The following is a 26,370-nucleotide window of genomic DNA, read 5'->3' as shown; positions in this document are numbered from 1 at the left end:
CCCGGCAGCACCGTCAACCACTCAGAGATGAGGACGCCATGCAGAGCACCGCCATCGAGATCACCGCTCCCGAGGTTCCGGCGCTGGCCATCGAGCCGGTGGACGAGATCACCCTCGGCCGCCAGAGCTTCAACGACTCGGACAAGTCGAACTACTTCGAGAACTGATCAGCACTCCGAGGGGGCGGGCGGCATGGCCGTCCGCCCCCTCGGGCGCGTCCTGGGCACGTGACGGAGGGAGAGGGAGAAGCATGGACATGTGGCTGGCATCGGGGGCCTTCGCGCCCCGCCCGGGGGCGGCGCGGACTGGCGGGGTGTGGCATCCACAAGGGACGTTCGTCCGGGAGGTGGCGGCGTCCGACATGAGCGTGCTGGTGGCAGGCGCCTGCCGCGCCGGCGCCCGCGAGATCATCGACACCGCCGCAGCCGTCTGCGAGGGACGGTTCGAGGCGGCTTCCCTGATGGATGGCTCGTACTGGCTGGTCGTCCATGACGCGGCACGGCGCCGCACCGTGGTGTCCGGAGACCTGGCGGAAGTCCGCGCGGTGTTCTACGCCCGCACGCCGCAGGGCCCGGTCTGGGCCACCCGCGCGGACCTGCTCGCGGAGCTGACCGGCGCGAGCCCGGACCTGGACATGCTGGCGGCTCAGATCGCGGTCGGGACGGCTGAGCACTGGCCGGACCGTTCGGTGTGGCGAGGGGTGTGCCGGGTAGCCGGCGGCACCGTCCTCATCCTCGACGGCGGGAGTGCGAAGACGGTGGACGCCCGGCCGACGCACCGAGTCCGCAGCATCGAGGAAGGCGCTGCCGCCGTAGGCGAGGCGCTGTGGCGTGCGACGCAGGCCCACGCCAGGTCGGCCGACGGCCGCGTGAGCGCGGACCTGTCCGGCGGTCTGGACTCCTCGACGGCTGTGGTGGCGGCCGCGTCGGTCGCCGACGTGCTGGCCGTGACCTACGGAGGGCCGCTGGCGGATGCCGAGGACACGCGGCTGGCAGGTCGCGTCGCTGAGTACGTGGGCGCTGAGCACCATCTGAGCGCCGGCGCCACCGTCACCACGGGTCACTTCACCTACTGGCCGACGGTGGCGCCCTACGCGCCCGTCCTCGCGGTCAGTTCTCACCCGCTCGACCTGGACTACCTGCCTCCTGCGCGTGATGTCTCGGCGGTGCACCTCACCGGGCACGGTGGAGATGTGGTGCTGGAGTCGTCCTCGGCGGCCTACACAGCGATGGCCCAGGCCCGTGAACGGCGACGAGCCAGCCGGGAAGCCACCGAGCACGCGCGGCGCGTCAACGCGGCTCCCGGCCCGCTCCTCAAAGGCATACGGGAGGCTGCCAGGGGGCGCCCGCAAGCACTGGAGAGGGCGGCAGACCAGGTCGCGAATGGTCAAGTCGACGCCGCGCTCCGGCTGTGGAGCTGGTGCGCAGTCGGGCCGGCCACCCGCTGGCTGACCGATCTCGGCCGACAGCGAGTCGCCGGCCTGCTCGCTGAGTCCGCCCACACGGTCGGCGCCCAGGAGGCCGGCGAGTGGGACGACTGGGCGGCCCTGCGGTACAACGGCGCGGCGGTCCGCGACAGCGCGCCCCTCTTCGCCCACCTCGGGGTGAACCCGGTCTCCCCCTACCTGGACAACGAGGTCGTGCGGGCCTGCCTGGCGATCCCGGCAGCCGAGCGGCGCAGATCCGGCGCGTACAAGCCCCTGCTGGCCGCTGCCCGCCCGGACCTGCCGAGCTGGCTCACGGACCGGCGTACGAAGGGCAGCTTCTCTCCCCTGCTTCATGCGGGTCTGAGCCGCAACCACTTCGGCCTCCGGCCCCTCGTGGAGGAGAGCCCGCTGGTGCGCTGCGGTCTGTTCGACGCCCGCCGCGTGCAGCTCGGCCTGGCGGCTGCGGCGGGAGGCGTCGGCCGAGCCCCGATACCGGCGGTCGAGATGTTCCTCATCACCACCTGGTGGCTGAAGTACGGCCTCCCCGTCCAGCAGCCGGCTGCCGACCGGACCGGTGCCGCATGCTGAGGGTCCCGCCCGGAGTGCACCGGGCCGAGCTGGGCGAGACAGTCGCAGTGCTGAACGAAGCGACCGGAACGTGGATGTGGGCAAGCCCGCTCACCGACCGGATCTGGGCGGCCGCCGTCGAGGGCCGGGTGGTCACCCTCATCGCGACGCTCGCCGCCGAAGGCCACGGCGAGACGGCCGAGCACACCGTCCAGACCACCATCGACCAGCTCGTCCATGCCGGGTACCTCACCACCGCCGGACCGGGGCTCCAGGCGCTTCCTGAGCAGATGCCCGATGTGGCGGCGCCGGCCCCGGACACCGACCGGCCCCCCTCCCGCCCGGTGCGCTGGCTGGCCCGGACCGGGCTGGCGCTCTCTCTGATCCTGATGACCGCGCCTTTGAGGTGGCGGTTGCGGGCGCTGGCGCCACTGCGAGTGCTGCCCGCTGCCCCACCCGCTCTGGCCGGCGCCGTCTCGGCTGCCATTCCGCAGATCCGCCCGGCCTGGTACCGGGGCCGCATCGCCTGCATGGAGATCTCGCTCGCGACGGTCCTCGCCCTGGCACTGTGCGGCCGGCGGGCCCACTGGGTGCTGGGCGCACGGCAGTTGCCCACCGAGGCGCATGCGTGGGTGTGGACCGGGGACGGCGCGCTCGGGCTGTCCGGCTGCGACCGCCCGGACCCCCGCCGCCCCTGGGTCGGCGCCCTCGCCGCACCTCCCGTACGCCTGCCCGAAAGGGCGAATCGTAAGGCGTCATGTTGACGCTCTCGGGGGTTGACCTGCGGATCTGTACCGCACCGCAGGCAATCCCCGTGCGGCGGCGTCAGGGCCCGCCTACACCGGAGGAGTGACAACACCCACCCCGCCCGTCGTCCCCGTCATGCGCCTGGCCGACGAGAGCCGCCCCACCGCCGGGCTGGGCCGGACCGCCCGGCGGATGCCCGCCGTCCTGGCCCGCACCGCCCGCCTCGCCTGGCGCGCCGACCGCCCGGCCGTGGTCGGCATGGTCGTCGCACAGGTCGCGGCCGCCGTTCTCGCGGCGCTCGCCCTGACCGCGACAACCGCAGTGCTCGCGGCCGGGCTCGACATGGTCACCGCCCATTCCACAGGCCGCGCCGTGGCCCCCTTGCTCTCGGGGGCGACCATGCCCTGCGTCACCCTGGTCCTCGCGCTCGCCGGTGCCGCCCTCGCGGACGCGGCCGCCCGCGCCGCCGCAGCCCGACTCGGCCCGAAGTGCTCGCGCGAAGCCGACCTCCAGGTCCTCGACGCAGCCGCCCGCGTGGAGCTGATCGCCTACGAGCACCCCGGCTTCGAAGACGGGCTCGACGCCGCCGGCAAGGGCGCAGAGAGCGCCCGCGACCTCGTCGCGGACGCCCAGAGCCTCATCTCGACCACCGCCCGCCTCGCCGCCGTCGGACTCGTCGTCGCCACGCTCGACCCGATCCTCCTCGCCCTGCTCCTGCTCGCAGCCACCCCCCGCGCCGTCGCCTCCCTGCGCGCCGCCCGCCTCGAACACGCCGCCGTCCACGCTTCCCGCGCCGACTCCCGCCTCCGGCAGTCCCTGCGCGGCTACAGCACCGACCGCAACACCGCCGCCGAGATCCGCGCCTGCGCCATGGGCCCCTTCCTCAGCACCCGCTACCGGCAGGTCTCCGACCGCCTGGAACACGACGTACTGGCCGCTGCCCTCCGCTCCCTGCGCGTGCAGCTCACCGGCGACGCCGCCTCCTCCCTCGCCCTCGCCGGCTGCTTCGCCGCCCTCGCCTGGATGGTCACCGCCGGCCGGATCGACCTCGCCGCCGCGGGAACCGCCCTCTTCGCCCTCCGTACCGCCTCCGCCGCCCTGGCCACGCTCACCCGCGCCGCCGCCCGCGTCTTCCGCACCGGCCTCTACCTGGACGACTGGGCCGCCTTCCTCACCGACGCCGAACACCATCGCACCCGGCGAGGAACCCTCCAGCTCCCCGCCGGGCCGCCGACGCTCATCGCCGCCCGCAACGTCACCTTCACCTACCCGGGAGCCGACCGACCCGCCCTGGACCGCCTCGACTTCGAACTCCGCTCCGGGGAACTCGTCGCCGTCATCGGGGAGAACGGCGCCGGCAAGTCCACCCTCGTCCAGCTCCTCACCGGCCTCTACCTCCCGGACACCGGGACGGTCCGCTGGGACGGCCACGACCTGGCCGACGTCGACCCCGCGAGCGTCTGGGCAAAGCTGGCCCTCACCCCGCAGGACTACACCCGCTGGCCGCTCACCGCCCGGGAGAACATCCACCTCGGCACACCCCGGCCAGAAGGGGACCTGGCCGTCATGGACGCCGCCCGCGCCTCCGGCGCCGACACCGTCCTCGCGGCACTCCCCGAGGGCCTGGACACCTCTCTGGCCCGCTCGTGGTGGGGCGGGCACGACCTCTCCGGCGGCCAGTGGCAACGCCTCGCCCTGGCCCGCTCCTTCCACGCCGACGCCCCCGTCCACCTCCTCGACGAGCCCACGGCGGCCTTGGACGCCCGCGCCGAACACCAGGTCCTCCAGCGGTTCCGTACGCTCGCCGACGGCCGCGCCGGCCTGTTCGTCACGCACCGGCTCGCCTCCGCCCGCATCGCCGACCGCGTCGTGGTCCTCCACCACGGGCGCGTGATCGAGTCCGGCACGTACGAAGGTCTGCTCGGCCGTCCCGGTGGGCGCTTCGCCGAGCTCCACCGGCTCCAGGACGGCGTCCACCACGCGTCGGCCGGGCAGTCCTCGTAGACCTCCCGCGTACCCGGACGAGCGGGACACGACCCGGTCCGGTCGTGTCCCGCTCGGTTCGGGGGCCGACGAGGCGGCGGGGCCGCTACAGCGCCGGCGCGTCGGAGCGCTCCGTGCACAGGGCCCAGATGACGAAGATGCCGAGGGCGATGTTCAGGATGGCCCAGAGGGGGAGGTAGGGGAGCCACATGAAGTTGAGGATGACCGAGACGGCGGCGAGGCCGACGCCGGTGGCCTTGGCCCAGGTCTGGCCGGTGAGGATGCACCAGCCGGTGAGGGCGACCAGGACGCCGAGGAACAGGTGGATCCAGCCCCACGCCGTGACGCTCATCTTGAAGGCGTAGTCGCCGATGACCTCGTAGACGGTGTTGTCGGCGATGCCCGCGATGCCCTGGAGGAAGCCGAAGACTCCCTGGAGGAGCAGGAGGACGCCCGCGAGGACCGTGCCGCCGGTGGCCCACGCCTGGCGGGCGGAGTCGTCCGCCGGGACGTCGGCGGTGCCGTTGTGCGCGCCGTTGGACGCGCCGCTGCGCGCCTCGCGGGGGTCTGGGGTCTCGTGCTGATCACTCATCTCGGGTGCCCTCTCCTCGACGGCGTGGCTCCGTCCAGCCTCAACGCGCCGCGCCCGGGGCGCACGGAGGGCTGAGCCGAACGGGTGAGGGGCCGGAGGCGGCCCCGTCGCCGGAGCGGGAACCGACTCGCGCGGAGGGTGTGGTCCCTGGTGTTCGGGTGAGGCGCGCGGTCACAGCCGTGCGGGCGGTTGACAAAGACCCGCACCCCCCTCCACCATCATTGTGCTATTCCATATACACAATGATGGTGGGCGGTGAGGGTGACGTGGCGGACGACGAAGGACGCACCAGCGTGATCACGTACCGGATCGAGCGGCGCAGTGGTGTCGCGACGTACATGCAGATCGTGTTGCAGACCAAGCAGGCACTGCGGCTGGGGGTGCTCGTCCCCGGGGACAAGCTGCCGACGGCCAAGGAGGTCGTCGCGACGGCGGCGATCAACCCGCACACCGTGCTCAAGGCGTACCGGGAGCTGGAGCGCGAGGGGCTGGTCGAACTCCAGCCGGGGCGCGGCACCTTCGTGCGGCGCGGGCTCGGTACCGCCGACACCGCCTCGCACGCGCCGCTGCGCGCGGAGCTGACGGCGTGGCTGCGCAGGGCCGAGGAGGCGGGGCTCGACCCCGAGGACGCCACCGCGCTCTTCGACGCCTGCCGCGCCGAGGTCTACGCGGCGGCGGGCTCCCCGCCGCAGGCCGGGCCCGCGCGCCCCTGAACTTTCCCGGCGAGAGCGGCCGAACGCCCCCGGGCCGCCCGGACCTCCCCACGGACGAGAGAGCACGCACGTGTACACAGAGCAGTTCGACCCGGCCGACGCCGGACTGGTCGCCCTGGAGGCGTCCGGGCTCGGCAAGCGCTACCGGCGCGGCTGGGCCCTGAAGGAGTGCGCCTTCCGCCTCCCCGCCGGCCGGGTCTGCGGCCTGGTCGGCCCCAACGGTGCCGGCAAGAGCACCCTGATGTCGCTGGCCACCGGGGTCAGCGGCCCCTCCGCGGGCAACCTGCGCGTCTTCGGCGGGGACCCCCGCGGCGGCCTGGCCCGCCGACGGGTCGGCTACCTCGCGCAGTCCAAGCCCCTGTACCCGCGCCTGACCGTCGCGGACACCCTGCGGATGGGCCGCGAACTCAACGGCGCCGAGTGGGACCAGCGCCGCGCCGAGGCCATCGTGCGCGCGGGGAACATCCCGTTCGACGCCCGGGCGGGCAGCCTCTCCGGTGGCCAGCGCACCCGCCTCGCCCTCGCCCTCTGCTTCGGCAAGCGGCCCGGCATGCTGCTGCTCGACGAGCCGATGGCCGACCTCGACCCGCTGGTGCGGCACGAGATGACCAGCCTGCTGATGGCGGAGGCGGCCGAGTCGGGGACGACCGTCGTCATGTCCACCCACACCCTCGCCGAACTCGAAGGCGTCTGCGACTACCTGCTCGTCCTGGCCGGAGGCCGGGTCCGGCTCGCCGGTGAGGCCGACGAACTGGCCTGGGCGCACAGCCTGGTCACCGGCGCGGCACCCGCGCCCGGGGCGCGCGGCCCGCTGGACGGGCACACCGTCGTCGAATCCACCACCAGCGGACGGCAGTTCACCGCGATGGTACGCCGCGAGGCCCCGCTCGCCGACGGGCCCACCTGGACCGTCACCGAGCCCTCGATGGAGCAGCTGCTCCTCGCCTACCTCCGCTCGCCCGACGCGCCCCCGCTCCTCACCGCCTCCGCGACCCCGCCCGGTTCGACGCCCCTCGCCAGCAAGGATCACGCCGCATGAGCACCGCCACCCTGGAGAGGGAGTCCGCCACCACCCCGGTCCCCGGGCCCCGCCGCCTGCTGCACGGCATGACGTGGCTGGTGTGGCGCCAGCACCGGGGCGCCCTGTGGACCGGCCTCACACTGGTCGCCGTCCTGGTGGCCGCCGCCGTCCTGCTGCGCCACAACGCCGTCGCCTTCCAGGCGGCGCACGGCATCGCCGACTGCCCGCTGATGGGCGGCTCCGAGCGGTGCACGGCGCGCCAGGAGCTCATCGACGAGTACCGCGGCCTGTACGCGGCCCCGTTCCGGCTCGTCCTCGTCGGCATCCTCGCCCTGCCCTTCCTCGGCGGCCTCTTCGTGGGCGCGCCGCTGATCGCCCGCGAACTGGAGGCGGACACCCACCGGTTGGTGTGGGCGCAGGGCATCACCCGGGAGAGCTGGCTGCTGCACAAGCTGGGGCTGCCGATGGGCGCGCTGATGGCCGGGACGGGCGTCGCCGCCTGGGTCGGCTCGTGGGCGCTGGAGGGCGCCGGGCAGGCGACGCTCGGCCTGTACTGGTACACGGCCATCGCCTTCATCCCCACCGGCCCGGCCGTCGTCGGGTACGCGGCGCTCGGCGTGGCCCTCGGCGCGGCGGCGGGCGCGGTGACCCGGCGGACGCTGCCCGCGATGGCGCTGACGCTGGGCGCGATGGGCGCGCTGACGGCCGTGCTGATGGCGGTCCGCCCGTATCTGGTGCGGTCCAACACCTCGTTCGGCCAGACGGTCCCGCCGGTCCGCGAGGAGGACTGGATGCTGGTCCACCCCCAGTCGGCCCTCGCCGACGAGACGCTCTTCGACTCCGCCCCCTGCTTCCAGGCCGACGACTTCGACACCTGCCTGGCCGACCACGGGGCGCTCTACGAGTACTCCGAGCGCCACCCGCTCGCCCACATGCGCGACCTCCAGCTCGCCGAGGGCGCCGTCTGCCTGGGGCTGGCCGCCCTCACGGTGACCTTCGTGTGGCTGTGGATGCGGCGCCGCTCCTTCTGACCGGCCGCCGGCGGGCGGCGTACGACGTGCCGGCGGGCGCGGGGCACGGCCATCCCAAGCCGTATCCCGCGCCCGGCGGTCTTTCCACAGCAGCCGAGGGCCCCTCAGCCCTCGGCACCTGCCCGGGGCCCCTCAGCCCCGGACGTCGCGGCGGCCCGCCCGTGGGGGCCGTGGTCCCAGTGTCGCGCCATCTGGCCCGTGAGGGGGCTGATGGAGGCTTCTGTGGTGAAGAACTCGCGGCGTTCGGGACCGAGCGCTCCGGGTACGCGGATGTCACGGGCCGCCCGGGACCTCACGCCCTACGCCGGGTCCGCCACAGCCAGGCGGCACCGCCCACGACGCACACCAGCTGGAGCAGGTCGGCCAGGACCCGGAGCGCCATGAGGTCCTCGCCGCTCAGCACCTGGTTCCACAGGAGGTTGGCGGCGGCGGGGAGCACCAGCGTCACCAGCACCCCGGTCAGCTTCTGCCACGGCCGCCAGAAGCGGCTGGTGCAGAGCAGCACGACACCGGTCAGCCGCACCAGCAGCGCCACCGCGAGCACCCCGGTCGGCACCCCGGTCAGCTGGAGCACGAGCGCCAGCGCGTACGAGGCGGCGATCAGCCCGACCGGCACGGCGGGGTGTACCCGCGCCGGCCGCCCGGCGGGCACGGGCGGCCGACCGGGCGAGGACGACCCGGCCGCCACCGCGCGCGGGTCGCCCAGCTCGGCCAGGACCTCGCTCATCGCCTCCGGGCGCCCGTCGAGCCCCCGGTCGATCCGCACCGCCACATCGGCCACCAGCGCCCTGCGCCGGTCGTCGGCCAGCTCGGCCGCCGCCCGCTCCACCTCCGCCAGATAGGCGTCCCGCTCCTGGTACGCCGCCTGCGCGCTCCCGGACTTCACCGCTCGCCCCACCTCTTCCGCTGCTCACCTCGGCGAAGCGAATCCCCGCTCCCCACGGATGCTATACACCCCGCTTATAGCTGGCGGCACCGGGGCGCGGACCGCCCCCGCGACGCCCAAGGGCTCTTTCGCGTCAACTCACGGGCCCCAGAGCTCCCTTGGCAACCAATCCGTCCGCCACGCGATCTAGTCCGGTGAACCGACGGCGCGAGCGGCCCCTGCCGGGCCGCCGCGGACCGGCGGCTTGAGGAACCACCGAGTTCTCTAGGGGGAGACTTGCGCAGAGGCGTGAGGAAGACATCCATACCGACGGTCGCCGCAGCGGTGGCCGTGGCCCTGGCGGCGGGGACGGTCCCGTCCTTCGCCGCCCAGCCGGACCCGAGGGGGACATCGGGCGCCGGCGCTCACCAGTCCGGCCGGCAGTTGCGTCACCTGACCCTCGTCACCGGCGACCGGGTCGGCGTCGACGCCGAGGGCAAGCCGGTCACCTTCCGGCCCGCGAAGGGTCGCGAGCACATCCCGGTCAAGCGGATGACCGGCCGGGGGCACACCCTGGTCGTCCCGGCCGACGCCCACCGGCTGGTCGTCTCCGGCAAGCTCGACCGGCGACTGTTCGACGTCACCGAGTTGAGTCGGCCCGAGAACCTGCGGGCCCAACGCGATGGCCTGAAACTGATCGTCGCCTACCGGGGCAAGCAGGCCGGCGCCGCGAAGGCGCAGGTGCGCGAGGCGGGCGGGACCGACGTCGGCCGCCGCCTCGCCTCGCTGAACGCCGAGTCGGTGACCACGCCGACCGCCGACGTCCCGGCTCTCTGGAAGGCGCTCACCGCCGGGCGGGCCAAGGGCGCGCGGGTCACCACCACGGCCGGTGTCGAACGGGTCTGGCTGGACGGGGTCCGCCGCGCGAGCCTCGACAAGAGCGTCCCGCAGATCGGCGCACCGGCGGCGTGGAAGGCCGGGTTCACCGGCAAGGGCGTCAAGATCGCCGTCCTGGACACCGGGACGGACGCCACCCACCCCGACCTCAAGGGCCAGGTCGTGGCGGAGAAGAACTTCAGCGACGCCGAGGACACCGAGGACCGGGTCGGCCACGGCACGCACGTCGCCTCGATCGCGGCGGGCACCGGCGCCGCGTCGGGCGGGAAGTTCAAGGGCGTGGCCCCGGAGGCCAAGCTGCTCGCCGGCAAGGTGCTCGACGACGAGGGGTACGGCGAGGATTCCGGCATCCTGGCCGGAATGGAGTGGGCGGTCGCCCAGGGCGCCGACATCGTCAACCTGAGCCTCGGCGGCGCGGACACCCCCGAGGTGGACCCGCTGGAAGCGGCCATCGACAAGCTCTCGGCCGAGACGGGCGTCCTGTTCGCCGTCGCCGCCGGCAACGAGGGCGACGGCGCGGGCACCGTCGGCTCGCCCGGCAGCGCGGACGCCGCGCTGACCGTCGGCGCGGTCGACGACAAGGACGAACTGGCGGACTTCTCCAGCCGTGGCCCGCGTGTCGGCGACGGTGCGGTCAAGCCGGACGTGACCGCCCCCGGCGTGGACACCACGGCGGCCATCGCCCCCGGGTCCGCGATCGCCGAGGACGTGGGCGAGAACCCCGCCGGCTACGCCACCATCTCGGGTACGTCGATGGCCACCCCGCACGTCGCGGGCGCCGCCGCCCTGCTCAAGCAGCAGCACCCGGACTGGGCGCACCTGGAGCTGAAGGGCGCGCTGACCGCGTCGGCGGAACCCGGCCCGTACAACCCGTTCCAGCAGGGCTCCGGGCGGATCGCGGTGGACCGGGCCCTGGAGCAGAGCGTCGTGGCCGACCCCGTCTCGGTGAGCTTCGGAATGCAGCAGTGGCCGCACACCGACGACAAGCCGGTCACCGAGCAGGTCACGTACCGCAACACCGGGAAGAGCGACGTCACCCTCGATCTGGAGGTGACGGGCACCGGCCCGAAGGGCAAGCCCGCCCCGGCCGGGTTCTTCACCCTCGGCGCGGACCGGGTCACCGTCCCGGCCGGCGGCACCGCCGAGGTCCCGCTGACCGCCGACACCCGGCTCGGAGGCACGGCCGACGGCACCTACGCGGCGTACCTGGTCGCCACCGGCGGCGGGCAGAGCGTGCGGACGGCCGCCGCGGTCGAGCGTGAGGTGGAGAGCTACGACATCACCGTCAAGCACCTCGGGCGCGACGGCCGTCCCGCCGCCTACGCCGAGCCCACGATCTACCGCTTCGGCGCCGGCGCGGACTTCCCGTTCCTGGCACCGGAGGTCGTCGACGGCACGGCGAAGATCCGGGTGCCCAAGGGCACGTACGCGGTCGACACCAACGTCTACCAGGACCCGGAGGACGTCACCGAGGGCGCCGACTGGATGGCCCGGCCCAAGATCGCGGTCTCCAAGGACACCACGCTGACCTTCGACGCCCGCAAGGCGAAGCCGGTGAAGATCACCATGCCGGACGCCAAGGCGAAGAGCCGGCTGTTCGCCCCGGCCTACTCGGTGGAGGCCGGGGACGAGGCCGTCTCCTTCGGCCGGCTCTCGGACTCGCCGGCCGGTCTGCGCACGCTGCACGTCGGCCCGAAGATCAGCGACGGGTCGCTCACCCAGCACTGGACGGGCAACTGGACCAAGGGGGCGTCGACCCAGTACGACATCGCGGTCGGCGGCGAGGTCGAGCGGCTCGCCACCGGCTACAGCCGGACGTTCACCACCGGGCAACTGGCCGAGGTGAAGCTCGCGATGGGCTCGGCCGGCGCGAAGAAGAAGGGGGAGGTCAGCGCCTGGCCCCTCCTGCCCAGGGAGAGTGACGGCTGGGTCGCCTCGGGCGAGCAGAAGCTGCCCGGCACCCGCACGCTGTACCTCTCCACCGCGGACAAGGTGCGGTGGGCCCTGGACTTCAGCCAGCTCGGGCCGATCGAGGAGGACGGCTACCCGGCCTACGAGTCCGATTACCAGGTCACCTCGGCGGCGAAGTACAAGGCGGGCCGGAAGTACCGGGAGACCGTGAACGAGCCGGTGTTCGGGCCCCTGCTGAACGAGGAGTTCGGCGTCTTCCGTGACGGCGACGAGATCAGGGGGTACCTCCCGCTGCTCGCCGACGGCCGGGGCAACCCCGGCTCGATGGCGCTCTCGTCGGCCAAGTCCGTCCTGTACCGCGACGGCAAGGAGATCGGCCGGAACAAGGACCCGCTCGCCGGCGAGGAGGGCTTCCGGGTACCGGCCGGCGCGGCCGACTACCGGCTGACGGCCTCGGCCCGGCACAGCGCGAAGATCAGCCCCCTCTCCACCCGGGTCGACGTGGCCTGGACGTTCCGTTCCCAGAAGACCGACTCCGCCGCGCTGCCCGTCTCCACCGTCCGGTTCGCCCCGGCCGTGGCGGCCGACGGCACGGCCAAGGCCGGCAAGACGGTCTCGGTGCCGGTGACGGTGCAGGGCGCGGCAGCGGGCAAGAACCTCGCGTCGCTCCGCACGTACGTCAGCCACAACGGCGGCAAGACCTGGAAGAAGGTCCACGTCCTGAAGGGGAAGATGACCTTCAAGAACCCCGCCGAGGGCAAGGCGGTCTCCTTCGCCGCCAAGGTCACCGACAAGAAGGGCAACACCTCGACGGTGCGGATCTACCGCGCCTACCTGGCCAAGTGACCGGGCACGGGGCGTAGTTCCCCTCGCGCGACGGCGGCCCGCCGCACGGATTCCCTCCGTGCGGTGGGCCGCTCGCGCGTCCGGGGCCGGCGCTGCTCGCCTGAAGAGCTCCAACACGGGGCGCGGAGCCGCCAGTTGTCGTACGCGCCGGAGTGTGACACGCCCTTCGGGCAGAGGTCCGACGCCGGGGCCGACCGGGTCCGGCGCCGCGAGGTCACGGGCATAGAGGGTCGAACAGAGGAGCGGCGGTTCGCCCGGAAGGAGCAGAAATACGGCTGTACGACCGTGGCCTGCGTCACACGGGCGAACCCTTCCGGACAGGACTCCGAATCGCTTGTTGACTGCCCGTGCGGCGATCTTCGAGAGCGCCGCCCACCCCCCCGTGCCCGTGTTCCGAAGGTGAGCCAGCGTGCCCTCTGTCCCGTCCGATCCCCCGTCCGCCGCGCTCGCGCTGACGGCCGCGCAGCGCGGTCTGTGGTTCGCCCAGCGGCTCGACCCGGACAGCCCCGCGTTCAACGTCGCCGAGTACGCCGAGGTGCGCGGGGAGCTGGACGTGCGGGCGCTGCGCCGGGCGGTGCGGCACGTCGAGGAGGAGACCGAGGCGCTGCGGCTGACCTTCCTGGAGCGGGACGGCGTGCCGTGGCAGCGGGTACGGGCACGCGCCGGCATCGAGGTGCCGGTGGTCGACGTCTCCGGGTACGCCGACCCGCATGCGGAGGCCCTTGGGCGGATGACGGCCGAGCTGGCGCGCCCGGCCGAGCTGGCGGGCGGCCCGCTGGTGCGGATGGCGCTCTACCGACTGGCCGACGGGCACCACCTCTTCCACCAGCAGGTGCACCACCTGGCCGTGGACGGGTACGGGGCGGTGCTGGCGCTGGCCCGGATCGCCGAGGTCTACACCCTGCTGGTGACCGCGCCCGGCGAGCCGGTGCCGGTGCGCCCCGCGCCGCTCGCGCCGGTGCTCGCCGACGAGGAGGCGTACGAGGGGAGTGAACTGCGGGAGCGGGACCGGGAGTTCTGGCGCCGCTACCTGGACGGCGCCCCCGCGCCCGCCGGGCTCGCGGACGGGGCGCCCGGCGGTCCCGCGCGCCGGGTGCGGGCGGTGAGTCGGCAGCTCGGCGCACCGGAGGCGGCCGGGCTGCGGGCGGCGGCGAAGCGGGCCAAGGTGGCGTGGCCGACCTTCCTGATCGCGGCGCTCGGGGTCTGTATGCACCGCGAACGCGGGCTGGAGGAAGTGGTGTTGGGGCTTCCGGTGACCGGGCGGCGGACCCCGGCCGCGCGGACCACCCCGGCCATGCTCTCCCACGTGCTGCCGCTGCGGCTGACCGTGTCGCCCGCCGACCGCGTCGCCGACGTCGCCCAGCGGGCCTCCGCCGAGGCCCGCAAGGTGCTGCGCCACCAGCGCTACCCGGCCCAGGAGTTGCGCCGCGACCGGGGCCTCGGGGTCCGGGAGGCGCAGGCGGGCCCGGCCGTCAACGTCCTCGCCTTCGACGACGCGCTCGCCTTCGGCCCGCTCCCGGCCACCCTGCACAACCTCTCCGTCGGCCCCGTCGAGGACCTGGCGGTGGCGGCGCACGCCTCGTACGGGGACGGCGGGCTGCGGATCGACCTGCTGGGCGACGCGGAACGGTACGGCGAGGCCGAACTCGCCCGCCACCACGAGGCGTTCTGCCGGCTGCTGGCGGCCTTCGCCGAGGACCCGGAGCGGCCCGTCGGCGCCCTGCCGCTCGTACCGGCGCCCGAGCGCACCCGGCTGGTCCGGCTCGGGACGGGCCCGGTGGCCGAGGGCGGGCCGCTGCCGACGCTGCCCGAGCAGTTCGCCGCGCAGGCGGCACGGACGCCGTGGGCCACCGCCGTGGTCAGCGGCGACGAGCGGCTGACCTTCGCCGAACTGGACGCACGCGTACGGTCCTTGGCGACCGAGCTGGCGGCGCGCGGGGCGCGGCCCGGGGAGCGGGTGGCGGTCGGGCTGGAACGTTCCGCCGACCTGGTGACCGCGCTGCTCGCGGTGTTGCGGTGCGGCGCGGCGTACCTGCCCGTGGACCCGTCGTACCCCGTGGACCGGCTGGCGTACATGCTCCAGGACGCGGCGCCGGTGGCGCTGGTGGCGCGGCCCGGGACGGCGGTGCCGCACGAGGGGCTGGAGCTGGTCGACCCGGCCGCCGTGGCGCCGGGCGGGGGCGGCGGGGAGCAGGAGCCGCCCGCGCCCGAGCCGCACGACGCGGCGTACGTCATCTACACCTCGGGCTCCACCGGCCGCCCCAAGGGCGTGGTGGTCGAGCACCGTTCGCTGGCCAACCTGCTGGAGCACCACCGCAGGGAGGCGCACGCGCTCGCCGCCGACGCGCTCGGGCGGCGGCTGCGGGTGGCGCTGACCGCCGCCACCTCCTTCGACGCCTCCTGGGACCCGGTGCTGTGGATGCTGGCCGGGCACGAACTCCACCTCGCCGACGACACCACCCGCCGCGACCCCGAGGCACTCGCCGCCTTCCTCGCCGAACAGCGGATCGACGCCGTCGAGACCACCCCCAGCTACCTGCGCCAGCTCCTCGCCGCCGGGCTGCTCACCGGCGACGGCCACCGCCCGCGCGTCCTCGCGCTCGGCGGCGAACCGGTCGGCGACGCCCTGTGGGCCGAACTCCGCGCCCACGACGACCTCATCGTCCTCAACTACTACGGGCCCACCGAGACCACGGTCGACGCGGTGACCGCCCGCGTCACCGGCACCTCCCCGACCATCGGCCGCCCCGTCACCGGGGCCCGCGCCTACGTCCTGGACAGCGCCCTGCACCCGATGCCGCTCGGCACCCCGGGCGAGCTGTACCTGTCGGGCGAGGGCGTCGCCCGGGGGTACGCGGGACGGCCCGGCCTGACCGCCCGCCGCTTCCTGCCCGACCCGTACGGACCGCCGGGCGCCCGCATGTACCGCACCGGGGACCTCGCGCGGTGGCGGCCCGACGGCACGCTGGAGTTCCTCGGGCGCACCGACGACCAGGTGAAGATCCGGGGGCACCGGGTGGAGACCGGCGAGGTCGAGGCGGCGCTGCGCGCGCTGCCCGGCATCGCCGACGCCGCGGTGGCGCCGGCCGGCCCGCCGGGCGGGGAGCGCCGACTCGCCGCCTACCTGGTCCCCGGGCCCGGCGGCACCGACCCGGCCGAGGTCCGCGAGCTGCTCGCCACCGCCCTCCCCGACCACCTGGTGCCCGCCCTCTACGCCGTGCTGGACCGGCTCCCCCTCACCCCCAACGGCAAGCTCGACACCGCCCGCCTCCCCGAGGCCACGGTGCCGCGCGCCGCGGGCGGCGCCCCGCGCACCGTGGACGAGGAGCGGATGTGCGCCCAGTTCGCCGCCTGCCTCGGGGTGGACGAGGTCGGCCGCGACGACGACTTCTTCCGGCTCGGCGGCCACTCGCTGCTCGCCACCCGGCTGATCGGCCGGGTCCGGGAGGCGTTCGGCGCCGAGGTGGCGATCCGCGCCCTGTTCGACCACCCGACCCCGGCCGCACTGCTCACCGCCCTCGACCGCACCGCCCCGGCCCGGCCCCCGCTCGCCGCCGTACGCCCCCGGCCCGCCCGCGTACCGCTCTCCGGGGCGCAGCACCGGCTGTGGCTGCTGGAGCGGCTGGGCGGCGCCGGGACCGCGTACCACCTGCCGGTCGGGCTGCGGCTGACCGGGCCGCTCGACCGAAAGGCGCTGGCAGCGGCCCTCGGCGACGTGGCCGCGCGCCACGAGAGCCTGCGCACGGTGGTGGGCGAGGACGCCGACGGGCCCTGCCAGATCGTCCGCGAGCCCGCTCCCGTACCGCTCGCCGTGGCGCCGCTGCCGCGCACCGGGACGGCGGAGCCGGACTCCACGCCGTTCGCGCTGGACAGCGAACCGCCGCTGCGAGCACGGCTGTTCACCGACGGCGACCAGGACCACCTGCTCGTCCTCACCTTCCACCACATCGCCGCCGACGGCTGGTCGATGCTCCCCCTCCTCGCCGACCTGAGCGACGCCTACGCCGCGCGCAAGGCGGGCCGCGCCCCCGAACCGCCGCCGCTGCCCGTCCAGTACGCCGACTACGCGCTCTGGCAGCGGGAACTGCTCGGCACCCCGGACCGGCCCACCGAACGGGCCGCGCGCCAGCTCGCACACTGGCGGGCCGTACTGGACGGCGCCCCGGCCGAGTCGGCGCCGCCCGCCGACCGGCCCCGCCCCGAGGAGCCCTCGGGACGGGGTGGCGCCGTCCGGGTCCGCGTGCCCGCCGCCACCCACCGGGCCCTGCTGGAGCGGGCCGCCGCCGACGGGGCCAGCCCGTTCATGGTGCTGCACGCCGCGCTGGCCGCCCTGCTGAGCCGGCTCGGGGCGGGCGACGACCTGGTGGTGGGGACGCCCGTGGCCGGCCGGTCCGAGGAGGCCCTCGCCGGGCTGGTCGGCTTCTTCGTCAACACCCTGGCGCTGCGCACCGACACCTCCGGCGACCCGGACCTCGTCACGTTACTGGCCCGGGTCCGCGAGGCGGACCTCGCCGCCCTCGCCCACCAGGAGCTGCCGTTCGAACGGGTGGTGAGCGCCGTGCGCCCGCCGCGCCACCCGGCACGGCACCCGCTCTTCCAGGTCATGCTGGCCCTCGACAACACGCCCGCCCCGCGCGCCGCCCTGGACGGGCTGACCGTGCGCCGCGACGAGGCGACCGGGCGCAGCGGCGCCAAGTTCGACCTCACCTGGGATCTCGCCGAGCGGCACACCGCCGAGGGTGCCCCGGACGGGATCTGGGGCGAACTGGAGTACAGCGAGGACCTGTTCGACCAGGCGACGGCCGAGCGGTACGCCGAGCGGTTCACCACCCTGCTCGCCGCCCTCCTCGACCACCCGGACACGCCCTTCACCGACCTGCCCTTCCTCTCCCCGAGCGAACGCGCCGCCGCCCTCGACGCGTGCGGGCCCGCGCTGCCGGCCGCCGGGCCCGGCCGGACGCTGCCCGACCTCCTCGCCGCCCGCGCCGCCGCCGACCCGGGACGTACCGCCGTGGTCGCCGCCGACCGGCAGCTCACCTTCGGCGAGCTGCGGGAGCGTGCCGAACGCCTCGCGCGCCGCCTCGCCGCGGCCGGGGTCCGCCCCGGCGACCGGGTCGTGCTCGCCCTGCCCCGCTCCGCCGCCGCCCTCGCCGCCCTCTTCGGCGTGCTCCGCGCCGGCGCCGTCCACGTCCCCCTCGACACCACCCACCCGCCCGCCCGCAACACCCTCGTCCTGCGCACCGCCGACCCCCGCCTCATCCTCACCACCGCCACCACCGACGCGGACGTCCCCGCCACCGGCCACCCCCGACTGGTCCTCGCCGAGGACCCCGACGACTGGCCCGCCACCGGCCCGCTCCCGGCGCCGCCGAGGCCCGAGGACGCCGCGTACGTCCTGTACACCTCGGGCTCCACCGGCCGCCCCAAGGGCGTCGTCGTGGACCACCGCGCCCTCGCCCACCTCCACGCCCACCACCGCGCACACCTCATCGGCCCGGCCGAGGCCGCCGCCGGCGGGCGGCGGCTGCGGGTGGCGCTGACCGCCGCCCTGACCTTCGACGCCTCCTGGGACCCGATCCTGTGGATGGCGGCCGGACACGAACTCCACCTGGTGGACGACGCCACCCGCCGCGACCCCGAGGCGCTCACCGCCCACCTGCGCGCCCAGGCGATCGACGTCGTCGAGACCACTCCGTCCTTCCTCGAACAGCTGCGGGCCTGCGGCCTGTTCACGCCCGGCCACCCCCGGCCCCGGGTCCTCGCACTGGGCGGCGAGCCCGTCGGCGAGGCCCTGTGGGAGGAGCTGGCCGCCCTCCAGGGCGTCGCCGCCTGGAACCTCTACGGCCCCACCGAGGCGACCGTCGACGCGCTCGTGGCGCCCCTCACCCCGGGCACCCGCCCGCACCTGGGCCGCGCCGTCACCGGGGTCCGCGCCCGCGTCCTCGACGCCCGCCTCGCCCCGGCGGCCCCCGGCGCCACCGGCGAGCTGTACCTGACCGGCCCCGGCCTCGCCCTCGGCTACGAGCGGGCCCCCGCCGCCACCGCCGACCGCTTCCTGCCCGACCCGTACGGCCCGCCCGGCAGCCGCATGTACCGCACCGGCGACCTGGTCCGGCGCCGCGCCGGGCGGCTCGTATACCTGGGCCGCGCCGACGGGCAGGCCAAGGTGCGCGGCTTCCGCGTGGAGACCGGCGAGGTCGAGGCGGTCCTGCTGCGCCACCCCGCAGTCGTCCAGGCCGCCGCCACCGTCCGCCCCGGGCCCGACGGCTCCGGGCGCCTGCTGGCCTGGGTCGTGCCCGGCGAGGGGCACCGCCCGGCCGGCCGCGACCTGCGCGCCCACCTCGCGACCCGGCTGCCCTCGTACCTGGTCCCGGCCGCCGTCGTCCCCGTCGCCGCGCTCCCGCTCACCGTGCACGGCAAGACCGACTTCGCCGCCCTCCCCGACGCCCCCGAGCCCCGGACGCCCGCCGACGGCGCCGCGCCCCGCTCGGCCCGCGAGGAGATCCTCTGCGCGCTCTTCGCCGAATGCCTCGGACAGCCGCACGTCACGCGCGACGACGACTTCTTCGAGTTGGGCGGCCACTCCCTGCTCGCCCTCGGCCTGATCGGCCGCGTCCGCTCCGCCTTCGGCGTCGAACTCTCCGTCCGCACCCTCTTCGACGCCACCACCCCGGCCGCCCTCGCCACCCGCCTCGACACGGCCCGGCCCGCCCGGCCCGCCCTGCGCCGCGCGGAACGCCCGGCCCGCCCGCCGCTCTCCCCGGCCCAGCGCCGCCTCTGGTTCCTGCACGGCCTCGACCCGGCCGACGCCTCGTACCACATCCCGATCGCGGTCCGGCTCGACGGCCGCCTCGACCGGGAGGCGCTGCGGGACGCCCTCGCCGACCTCACCGCCCGCCACGAGAGCCTGCGCACCCGCGTCCGGGACCACGACGGCGAGCCGTACCAGGCGGTCCTCGACCCCCGCGAGGCCCGGCCCGCCCTCCCGTCCACCCCGGTGAGCGAGGCGGGACTGGATGCCGCCCTGCGCGAGGCCGCCGCCCGGCCCTTCGACCTGTCCGCCGAACCGCCGCTGCGCACCGAGCTGTTCGCCCTCGGCGCCGAGCGCCACGTGCTGCTCGTCACCGTGCACCACATCGCCGCCGACGGCTGGTCGATGGGGCCGCTGGCCGAGGACCTGGCCGGGGCGTACGCCGCCCGCACCGCCGGAGGCGTACCGCAGTGGGCGCCGCTGCCCGTCCAGTACACCGACTACACGCTGTGGCAGGCGGACCTGCTCGGCGACCCGGACGACCCCGATTCGCTGGGCGGCAGACAACTCACCTACTGGCGCGAGCAGTTGCTAGGCGTGCCCGAGGAGGTCCCGCTGCCCGCCGACCGGCCCCGGCCGGCCCGTGCCACCGGGCGGGGCGGCACCGTCGCCCTGGTCCTGCCGCCCGCCACCACCGAGGCCGTCACGCGGCTGGCGCGGGCCACGGGGACGAGCCCGTTCATGGTGCTGCACGCCGCGCTGACCGCGCTGCTGAGCCGCACCGGCGCGGGCGAGGACCTCACCGTCGGCACGCCCGTCGCCGGACGCACCGACGAGGCCCTCCACCCCTTGGTCGGCTTCTTCGTCAACACCCTGCCGCTGCGCGTCAGCACCGGCGGCGACCCCACCTTCCGCACCCTGCTCGCCCGCGTGAAGGAGACCGACCTCGCCGCCTACGCCCACCAGGACCTCCCCTTCGAGCGGCTGGTCGAGGAGGTCCGCCCGACCCGCTCCCTCAACCGCCACCCCCTCTTCCAGACCATGCTGACCCTCAACAACACCCGCCCGCCCCGCCTCGACCTGCCCCACCTCGCCGCCACCCTGGACGGTGTCGCCTCCGGCGGGGCCAAGTTCGACCTCTCCTTCAGCCTCCGCGAAGAGGACGGCGCGCTCACCGGCACCCTGGAGTACAGCGCCGACCGCTTCGAGCACCACACCGCCCGCCGCATCGCCGCCTGGTTCGCCCACCTCACGGCCGCCGCGACCGCCGCACCCGACACCCCGGTACGCCGACTCCCGCTGTACGGCGCCCAGGAGGAGGCCCGGCTGCTGGCGCTCGGGGCCGGGGAGCCGGGCGAGCCGGTGACCCGTACCGTGCTGGACCGGTTCGCCGACACCGTCGCCGCGGCGCGGGCCGGCGAACCGGCCGTCACCGCACCCGACGGAGCACTGACCTTCGCCGAACTCGACGCCCGTTGCGGGCACGTGGCCGCGCTGCTCACCGCCAGCGGCGTCGTCCGCGGCGACCGCGTGGCCGTCCTACTGCCCCGCTCCACCGACTCCGTCGCCGCCCTGCTCGGCGTCCTCAAGGCGGGCGCCGTCCACGTACCGCTCGACCCCGCCCTGCCCGAGGCGCGCCTCGCCGCCGTCCTCGCCGACGCCGGTCCGCGCCTGGCCCTCGCCACCACCGCGACCGCGCCCCTGCTGCCCACCGGGCAGCCCCGCCTCCTCCTCGACCAGGGGCCCTGGGCCAGGTCCGCGCACACCGGCGCGCGCCCCACTCCCGACGACCCCGCCTACCTGCTGCACACCTCCGGCTCCACCGGCACCCCCAAGGGCGTCCTGGTCGGCCACGGTTCCCTCGCCCGGCTCCTCGACCACCACCGGCGCCACCTCTTCGCCCCGGCCGTCCGCGCCACCGGCCGGACCCGGCTCGCCGTGGCCCTGACCGCCGCGCTCACCTTCGACGCGGCGTGGGACCCGCTCCTGTGGCTGCTCGACGGGCACCACCTGCACCTGCTCGACGACGCCACCCGCCGCGACCCCGAAGCGCTGGTCGAGGCCGTCCGCACCCACCGCCTCGACGTCCTGGAGACCACCCCCAGCCACACCACCCACCTGCTCGACGCCGGGCTCCTCGCCGACGGCGCCCACCACCCTGCCGTCCTCGCGCTGGGCGGCGAAGCCGTCCCCGCACCCCTGTGGACCCGGCTGCGCACGGCCCCGGCCACCCGCTGCCTCAACTTCTACGGCCCCACCGAGGCCACCGTCGACACCCTCACCGCCGACCTGGCCGACACCCCCGGCCCGGTCCTCGGCCACCCCGTCACCGGCACCCGCGCCCACGTCCTGGACGCGGCCCTGCGCCCCACTCCGCCCGGCGTCCCGGGCGACCTCCACCTGGCGGGTGACAGCCTCGCCCTGGGCTACCCCACCCGGCCCGCCGAGACCGCCGCCCGGTTCGTCCCCGACCCGTACGGGCCGCCCGGCAGCCGCATGTACCGCACCGGCGACCGCGCCGTACGGGGAGCCGACGGCAGCCTGACGTTCGCCGGGCGCGCCGACGGCCAGGTCAAGATCCGGGGCTTCCGAGTGGAGACCGCCGAGGTCGCCGCCGTCCTCGAAGCCCACCCGCAGATCGCGCACGCCGCCGTCCTCGCCCACCAGGACCCGCACGCCGGCACCGCCCTCACCGCCCACCTGGTCCCGGTCCCCGGCGCCGACCCGGAGCCCGAGCACGTCCGCGCCCACGCCGCCCGCCACCTGCCCGCGTACATGGTCCCCACCGGCTGGACCACCCTGGACCGCCTGCCGCTCACCGCGCACGGCAAGCTCGACACCGCCGCCCTGCCCGCACCCCGGCCCCTCGCCGCGCCCACCGGCGGCCGGGTCCCGCGCACCCCGCGCGAGGACGTGCTCTGCACCCTCTTCGCCGAAGCCCTCGGCGCCGAACGCGTCACCATCGACGACGACTTCTTCGCCCTCGGCGGACACTCCCTGCTCGCCACCCGCCTCATCGGCCGCGTCCGCGCCACCCTCGGCACCGACCTGACCATCCGCACCCTCTTCGAGGCCCCGACCGTCGCCGCCCTCGCCGACCGCCTCGACTCCGCCGCCGCCGACGACTCCCTCGCCACCCTCCTCCCCCTGCGCCCCACCGGTTCCCTGCCGCCCCTGTTCTGCGTCCACCCGGCGGGCGGCCTCGCCTGGCCGTACGCCGGACTCCTCCCCCACCTCGACCCCGACCAGCCGCTGTACGGCCTCCAGACCCCCAACCTCGCCGGCAACGCGCCCTTCCCCGAGACCATCGAGGCGATGGCCGCGGCCTACGTCGCCGAACTCCGCACCGTCCAGCCGCACGGCCCGTACCGCCTGCTCGGCTGGTCCTTCGGCGGCAACGTCGTCCAGGAGATCGCCGTCCAGCTCCAGGAGGAGGGCGAGGAGGTGGCGCTCCTCGCCCTCCTCGACGCCTTCCCCATCGCCCCCCAGGACGACCTGGACAGCGCCCCGCGCGACACGGTCTTCCGGGCGCTGCTCGCCAACCTCGGCGTGGGCGGGGAGTCCGCCGAGGGCAGCCACGGCGTGGACGCCGCCGCCGTACGGGAGGAGTTCCGCCGGGTCGGCAGCCCGCTCGGCGCCCTCGAACCGGCCACGATCGACGCCATGGTCGACAACTTCGCCGGCCAGGCCCGGCTGCTGCGCCGCTACACCCCGCGCGCCTTCCACGGCCCGGTCCTCTTCTTCACCGCCACCGAGGGCCGCCCCGCCGACGCCTTCCCCCACGCCCTCTGGGACCCGTACCTCACCGGCCCCCTGCGCAACACCGACGTCGCCTGCGCCCACGCCCAGCTGATGTCCCCCGACGCCCGCGCCACGGTCGGCCCGGTCCTCGCCAAGGCCCTGGCCGCACTGGACGAGGCCGCCCCACCGGCCTCCTGACCCACGCCCCGCCTCTTGTCCCTTGTCCCTGTCCCTGTCCCACACCCCTGTCCCAGGAGTCCCCTCATGACGAACCCCTTCGACGACCCCCGCACCCACCACCGCGTCGTCGTCAACGACGAGGGCCAGCACGCCCTGTGGCCCTCCTTCGCCGCCGTCCCGGACGGCTGGGAAGCCGTCTTCGGCCCCGCCGACCAGGACGCCTGCCACGCCTACGTCGAGGAGCACTGGACCGACCTCACCCCCCGCAGCGCCCGCCGCACCGTCACCGTGTGAGCCACGCCGCGCGACGACGGGCCCAGCCTCGCGTGAGCGGAGGCCGGGCCCGTCGTCGTGCTGCCGCCTCACCCCGCCAGCAGCCCCCGTACCGCCGCCCGGTCCACCCGGTTCAGCGCCCGCACCACGACCGGGGTCAGCAGCACCAGGCCGATGCCGAGGAGCGAGGCCGCGCCGATCTGCCAGAAGGACTCCAGGTAGTAGGTGTGGCGTACACCGACGGCGTCGGTGTACGCGAAGAGCCGGTAGCCAGGCCAGCCGACGAAGGTCGGGAAGACCCAGGCGTACAGCGGCAGCAGCGCGACCGTCCACCCCGTGACCAGCAAGGTCAGCGTCATGACGAACGAGGCGATCCGCCACGGGAACATGACGACCTGGAACAGCACGGCCTTCCACCCGGCCGCGTCCGCCAGCCGCTCCTTGATCCCGCCTCGCGGCATCGGCGCGGGCGCCTCGGCCTTCGTCCCCAGCACGGCGGCGGCCCGCCCCCGTTCCCCCGCGCCCAGCCCCCGCGCCCCGGCCAGCAGCGCCACCAGCACCGGCAGCCCGAGCACGGTGACCGCCAGCCCCGCCCCGACCGAGAACAGCGTGACGACGAAGACGAACCCGGCGATGGCCACCGGGAACGAGGTGAACACGTACCCGTACTCCCGCCAGGCGGCGGCCGACAGCGGCCCCCGGCGTACGACGGTGGGGGTCTGATCGGACACATGCGGCAGCGGGCACGCGGTGGGGACGTCGGCGGTGGCCATGGTGACCTCGAATCCGGGAGACGGAGGGGACGGGGAGCGCCCCGGGGCCGTCCTTCGCGGGGCCTCGGCGCGTACTCCACGATGCCGCCCGGGCACCCTCCGGCGACATGGGGCGGCCGGGCGGACGGGGGGTGGGGTAATCCCCCGGGTGGAGGGTCCGGCGGGCCCGCCCTCCACGCCCGCCACTCACGCCCGGCCGGCACGGTCGGCGGCCACGGTTCGGCGGGAGAGGCGCCGGTGGCCGGACGAGATCAGCCGGCCCGCTCGACCTCGGCCCCGCTCACGGCACCGGCACCGGCACCGGCACCGGCACCGGCACCGGCCACCACGGTCGACCGCTTCCCCTGCCCCCACGGCCCGCGCCCTGCGTCCATCACGCCGCCCACCACAGCCAGCCCCAGCCCCACAGCCGCCAGCGAAGCCCCCACCAGCGCGGGCGAGGCCCAGCCCCAGCCGGCCGAGATGACCAGGCCGCCGAGCCACGCGCCGCCGGCGTTGGCGAGGTTGAACGCCGAGTGGTTGGAGGCGGCGGCCATGGTCGGGGCCTGTTCCGCCTTGGCCATCAGGAGCATCTGGACCGGGGTGGTGATGAAGGAGCCCATGGCGCCGATCAGCAGGACGCAGACCAGGGCCGTCACGGTGTGCTGCACCGCGAAGTAGAACGCGAACAGCACGACGGCCATGATGGCGAGCCCGCCGTACAGCGTCGGGCGCAGCGCCCGGTCGGTCATCGGCCCGGCGAGCAGCGTGCCGAGCGTCATGCCCACGCCGTACAGCGCGAGTACCAGCGTCGTCGACGACTGGGCCATCCCCGTGACCTCGGTGAGCATCGGCACCAGGTAGCTGTAGACCGCGAAGCAGCCGCCGAAGCCGACCACGGCGGTGGCCAGGCCGATCGCGATGTGCCGGTTGCCCATCGCCCGCAGCTCGTGCCGCACGCCCGCCCCCTCGGCACGCGGCTGGTGCGGTACGAACCGCGCCAGCGACGCCAGCGCGACGAGCCCGATCACGGCGACCGCCAGGTACGCCGAGCGCCACCCGAACTGCTGCCCCAGCGCGGTCCCGGCCGGCACCCCGACGATGTTGGCCACGGTCAGCCCCAGGAACATGGTCGACACCGCCCGCGCCGCCCGCTCCGGCGCCACCAGCCGCGAGGCCACCACGGCCCCCACCCCGAACAACGCCCCGTGCGGCAACCCCGCCAGCACCCGCGCCGCGAACAAGGTCCCGAACCCCGGCGCCACAGCGGAGGCGACATTGCCGACCACGAAGAGCCCGGCCAGCAGAAGCAGCAGCTTCCTGTGCGGGATCTTCGCCCCGAGCCCCGTCAGCAACGGCGCCCCGACGACCACCCCGAGCGCGTACGCGGACACCAGATTCCCCGCCTGCGGCACGGACACCCCGACCCCGTCGGCGATCTGCGGCAACAACCCCATCGAGACGAACTCGGTCGTCCCTATCCCGAACGCGACGACGGATAGGGCGAGCAGGGCCAAGGGCATGGCGGGAACCTCCGGGGGCAACGGTCACGGACGATCGGACGGGCAGGCGGGCGAGGCCCACGGCCACCGGGTACTCCGCCCACGCCGAGCCCCATCGCCCAGCGCGCGCCAGAACGGGGCCCGGCTCCCGGGCCCCTCGAAGAGCAGCGCGCGCGACAGGCAGGTCATTCCGGGTAGCGCCCGAAGAAGGGAGTGAGCCGCGCCACGCCGCCCGCCGACGAAGGCCCCCGCGGAGGTACGCGAACACCCTCGGCCCACAGACCACCCCCGAGAAGGGCTCGGACGTGCACCGGCCGATCCGCCACCACGGGCCCGCGCGCGTACGGCGCACCCCGGCTCCGCCTACGAGCGCAAGGCGTCGACCGGTTCAGCGCGCAGTCCGCCCCGTCGGTGGCCCAGGACGCCTCCAGGTCCCCGGGGGCCACGGGGGTGTAGGTGAACCCCTGCTTCGTCATGCAGGCCGCGAGGGCGTTCTCCAGGAGGTACTGCTTCTTGAGTTCGGCATGCGTGTCGGCGGGAACGTCGAGTTGCCCCGCCGCCCCGGCCGCCGT

Annotated in this window: 14 protein-coding genes; 10 read left to right on the top strand and 4 right to left on the bottom strand. The window is 75.4% G+C overall.

Annotation, left to right across the window (positions count from 1 at the left end; genetic code table 11):
* The first annotated feature begins 38 nt into the window (after window positions 1–38).
* The 4 genes from ACSLIC_RS13535 to ACSLIC_RS13520 all read left to right on the top strand — a co-directional run bounded on the left by ACSLIC_RS13535 (window position 39) and on the right by ACSLIC_RS13520 (window position 4,744).
* Window positions 39–167: a hypothetical protein gene (locus tag ACSLIC_RS13535; protein WP_436737922.1), complete on the top strand. Its 129-nt coding sequence runs from the start codon at window positions 39–41 to the stop codon at window positions 165–167.
* A 194-nt stretch (window positions 168–361) separates the two neighbouring features.
* The gene (locus tag ACSLIC_RS13530) at window positions 362–2,014 is read left to right on the top strand and encodes an asparagine synthase-related protein (RefSeq protein WP_436737921.1); all 1,653 of its coding nucleotides are present in this window, start codon (window positions 362–364) and stop codon (window positions 2,012–2,014) included.
* A gap of 74 nt (window positions 2,015–2,088) precedes the next feature.
* Window positions 2,089–2,757 carry a lasso peptide biosynthesis B2 protein gene (locus tag ACSLIC_RS13525; protein ID WP_436737920.1) on the top strand — a complete coding sequence of 223 codons (669 nt, stop codon included), beginning with the start codon at window positions 2,089–2,091 and terminating at the stop codon, window positions 2,755–2,757.
* Window positions 2,758–2,842: 85 nt separating this feature from the next.
* The gene (locus ACSLIC_RS13520) at window positions 2,843–4,744 is read left to right on the top strand and encodes an ABC transporter ATP-binding protein (RefSeq protein ID WP_436737919.1); all 1,902 of its coding nucleotides are present in this window, start codon (window positions 2,843–2,845) and stop codon (window positions 4,742–4,744) included.
* A gap of 85 nt (window positions 4,745–4,829) precedes the next feature.
* Here the strand turns inward: ACSLIC_RS13520 and ACSLIC_RS13515 are convergent, their stop codons facing one another.
* Complete coding sequence (locus ACSLIC_RS13515) at window positions 4,830–5,315, bottom strand: DUF7144 family membrane protein (protein WP_436737918.1); 486 nt, start codon at window positions 5,313–5,315, stop codon at window positions 4,830–4,832.
* 293 nt (window positions 5,316–5,608) lie between these two features.
* On the opposite strand from ACSLIC_RS13515, the gene ACSLIC_RS13510 reads away from it, so the two are divergent.
* The 3 genes from ACSLIC_RS13510 to ACSLIC_RS13500 all read left to right on the top strand — a co-directional run bounded on the left by ACSLIC_RS13510 (window position 5,609) and on the right by ACSLIC_RS13500 (window position 8,080).
* The gene (locus tag ACSLIC_RS13510; RefSeq protein WP_436740368.1) at window positions 5,609–6,028 is read left to right on the top strand and encodes a GntR family transcriptional regulator; all 420 of its coding nucleotides are present in this window, start codon (window positions 5,609–5,611) and stop codon (window positions 6,026–6,028) included.
* Between the two features lie 70 nt (window positions 6,029–6,098).
* Complete coding sequence (locus tag ACSLIC_RS13505; protein ID WP_436737917.1) at window positions 6,099–7,067, top strand: ABC transporter ATP-binding protein; 969 nt, start codon at window positions 6,099–6,101, stop codon at window positions 7,065–7,067.
* Window positions 7,064–8,080: a transporter gene (locus tag ACSLIC_RS13500; protein WP_436737916.1), complete on the top strand. Its 1,017-nt coding sequence runs from the start codon at window positions 7,064–7,066 to the stop codon at window positions 8,078–8,080. Before ACSLIC_RS13505 ends, ACSLIC_RS13500 begins: the two co-directional genes overlap by 4 nt.
* A 292-nt stretch (window positions 8,081–8,372) precedes the next feature.
* On the opposite strand, the gene ACSLIC_RS13495 is transcribed toward ACSLIC_RS13500, so the two are convergent.
* Window positions 8,373–8,966: an HAAS signaling domain-containing protein gene (locus ACSLIC_RS13495; RefSeq protein WP_436737915.1), complete on the bottom strand. Its 594-nt coding sequence runs from the start codon at window positions 8,964–8,966 to the stop codon at window positions 8,373–8,375.
* 288 nt (window positions 8,967–9,254) lie between these two features.
* Here ACSLIC_RS13495 and ACSLIC_RS13490 point away from each other — a divergent pair, with 288 nt between their 5' ends.
* The 3 genes from ACSLIC_RS13490 (at window position 9,255) to ACSLIC_RS13480 (ending at window position 23,565) form a co-directional block, all read left to right on the top strand.
* Window positions 9,255–12,599 (top strand): S8 family peptidase, encoded by a 3,345-nt coding sequence (locus ACSLIC_RS13490; RefSeq protein WP_436737914.1) that lies wholly within the window; start codon window positions 9,255–9,257, stop codon window positions 12,597–12,599.
* 409 nt (window positions 12,600–13,008) lie between these two features.
* The gene (locus ACSLIC_RS13485; protein WP_436737913.1) at window positions 13,009–23,289 is read left to right on the top strand and encodes an amino acid adenylation domain-containing protein; all 10,281 of its coding nucleotides are present in this window, start codon (window positions 13,009–13,011) and stop codon (window positions 23,287–23,289) included.
* 66 nt (window positions 23,290–23,355) lie between these two features.
* A complete protein-coding gene (locus ACSLIC_RS13480) occupies window positions 23,356–23,565 on the top strand; it encodes an MbtH family protein (protein ID WP_436737912.1) in 210 nt (69 codons plus the stop codon).
* A gap of 68 nt (window positions 23,566–23,633) precedes the next feature.
* Here the strand turns inward: ACSLIC_RS13480 and ACSLIC_RS13475 are convergent, their stop codons facing one another.
* Window positions 23,634–24,317 (bottom strand): sensor domain-containing protein, encoded by a 684-nt coding sequence (locus tag ACSLIC_RS13475; RefSeq protein ID WP_436737911.1) that lies wholly within the window; start codon window positions 24,315–24,317, stop codon window positions 23,634–23,636.
* A gap of 251 nt (window positions 24,318–24,568) precedes the next feature.
* Window positions 24,569–25,819 carry an MFS transporter gene (locus tag ACSLIC_RS13470; RefSeq protein WP_436737910.1) on the bottom strand — a complete coding sequence of 417 codons (1,251 nt, stop codon included), beginning with the start codon at window positions 25,817–25,819 and terminating at the stop codon, window positions 24,569–24,571.
* Window positions 25,820–26,370 lie beyond the last annotated feature (551 nt).

Origin of the sequence: Streptomyces sp. BBFR102, assembly GCF_051397025.1 — a bacterium.
Classification (GTDB): Bacteria; Actinomycetota; Actinomycetes; order Streptomycetales; family Streptomycetaceae; genus Streptomyces.
This window is presented reverse-complemented; position numbering and strand designations above follow the sequence as displayed.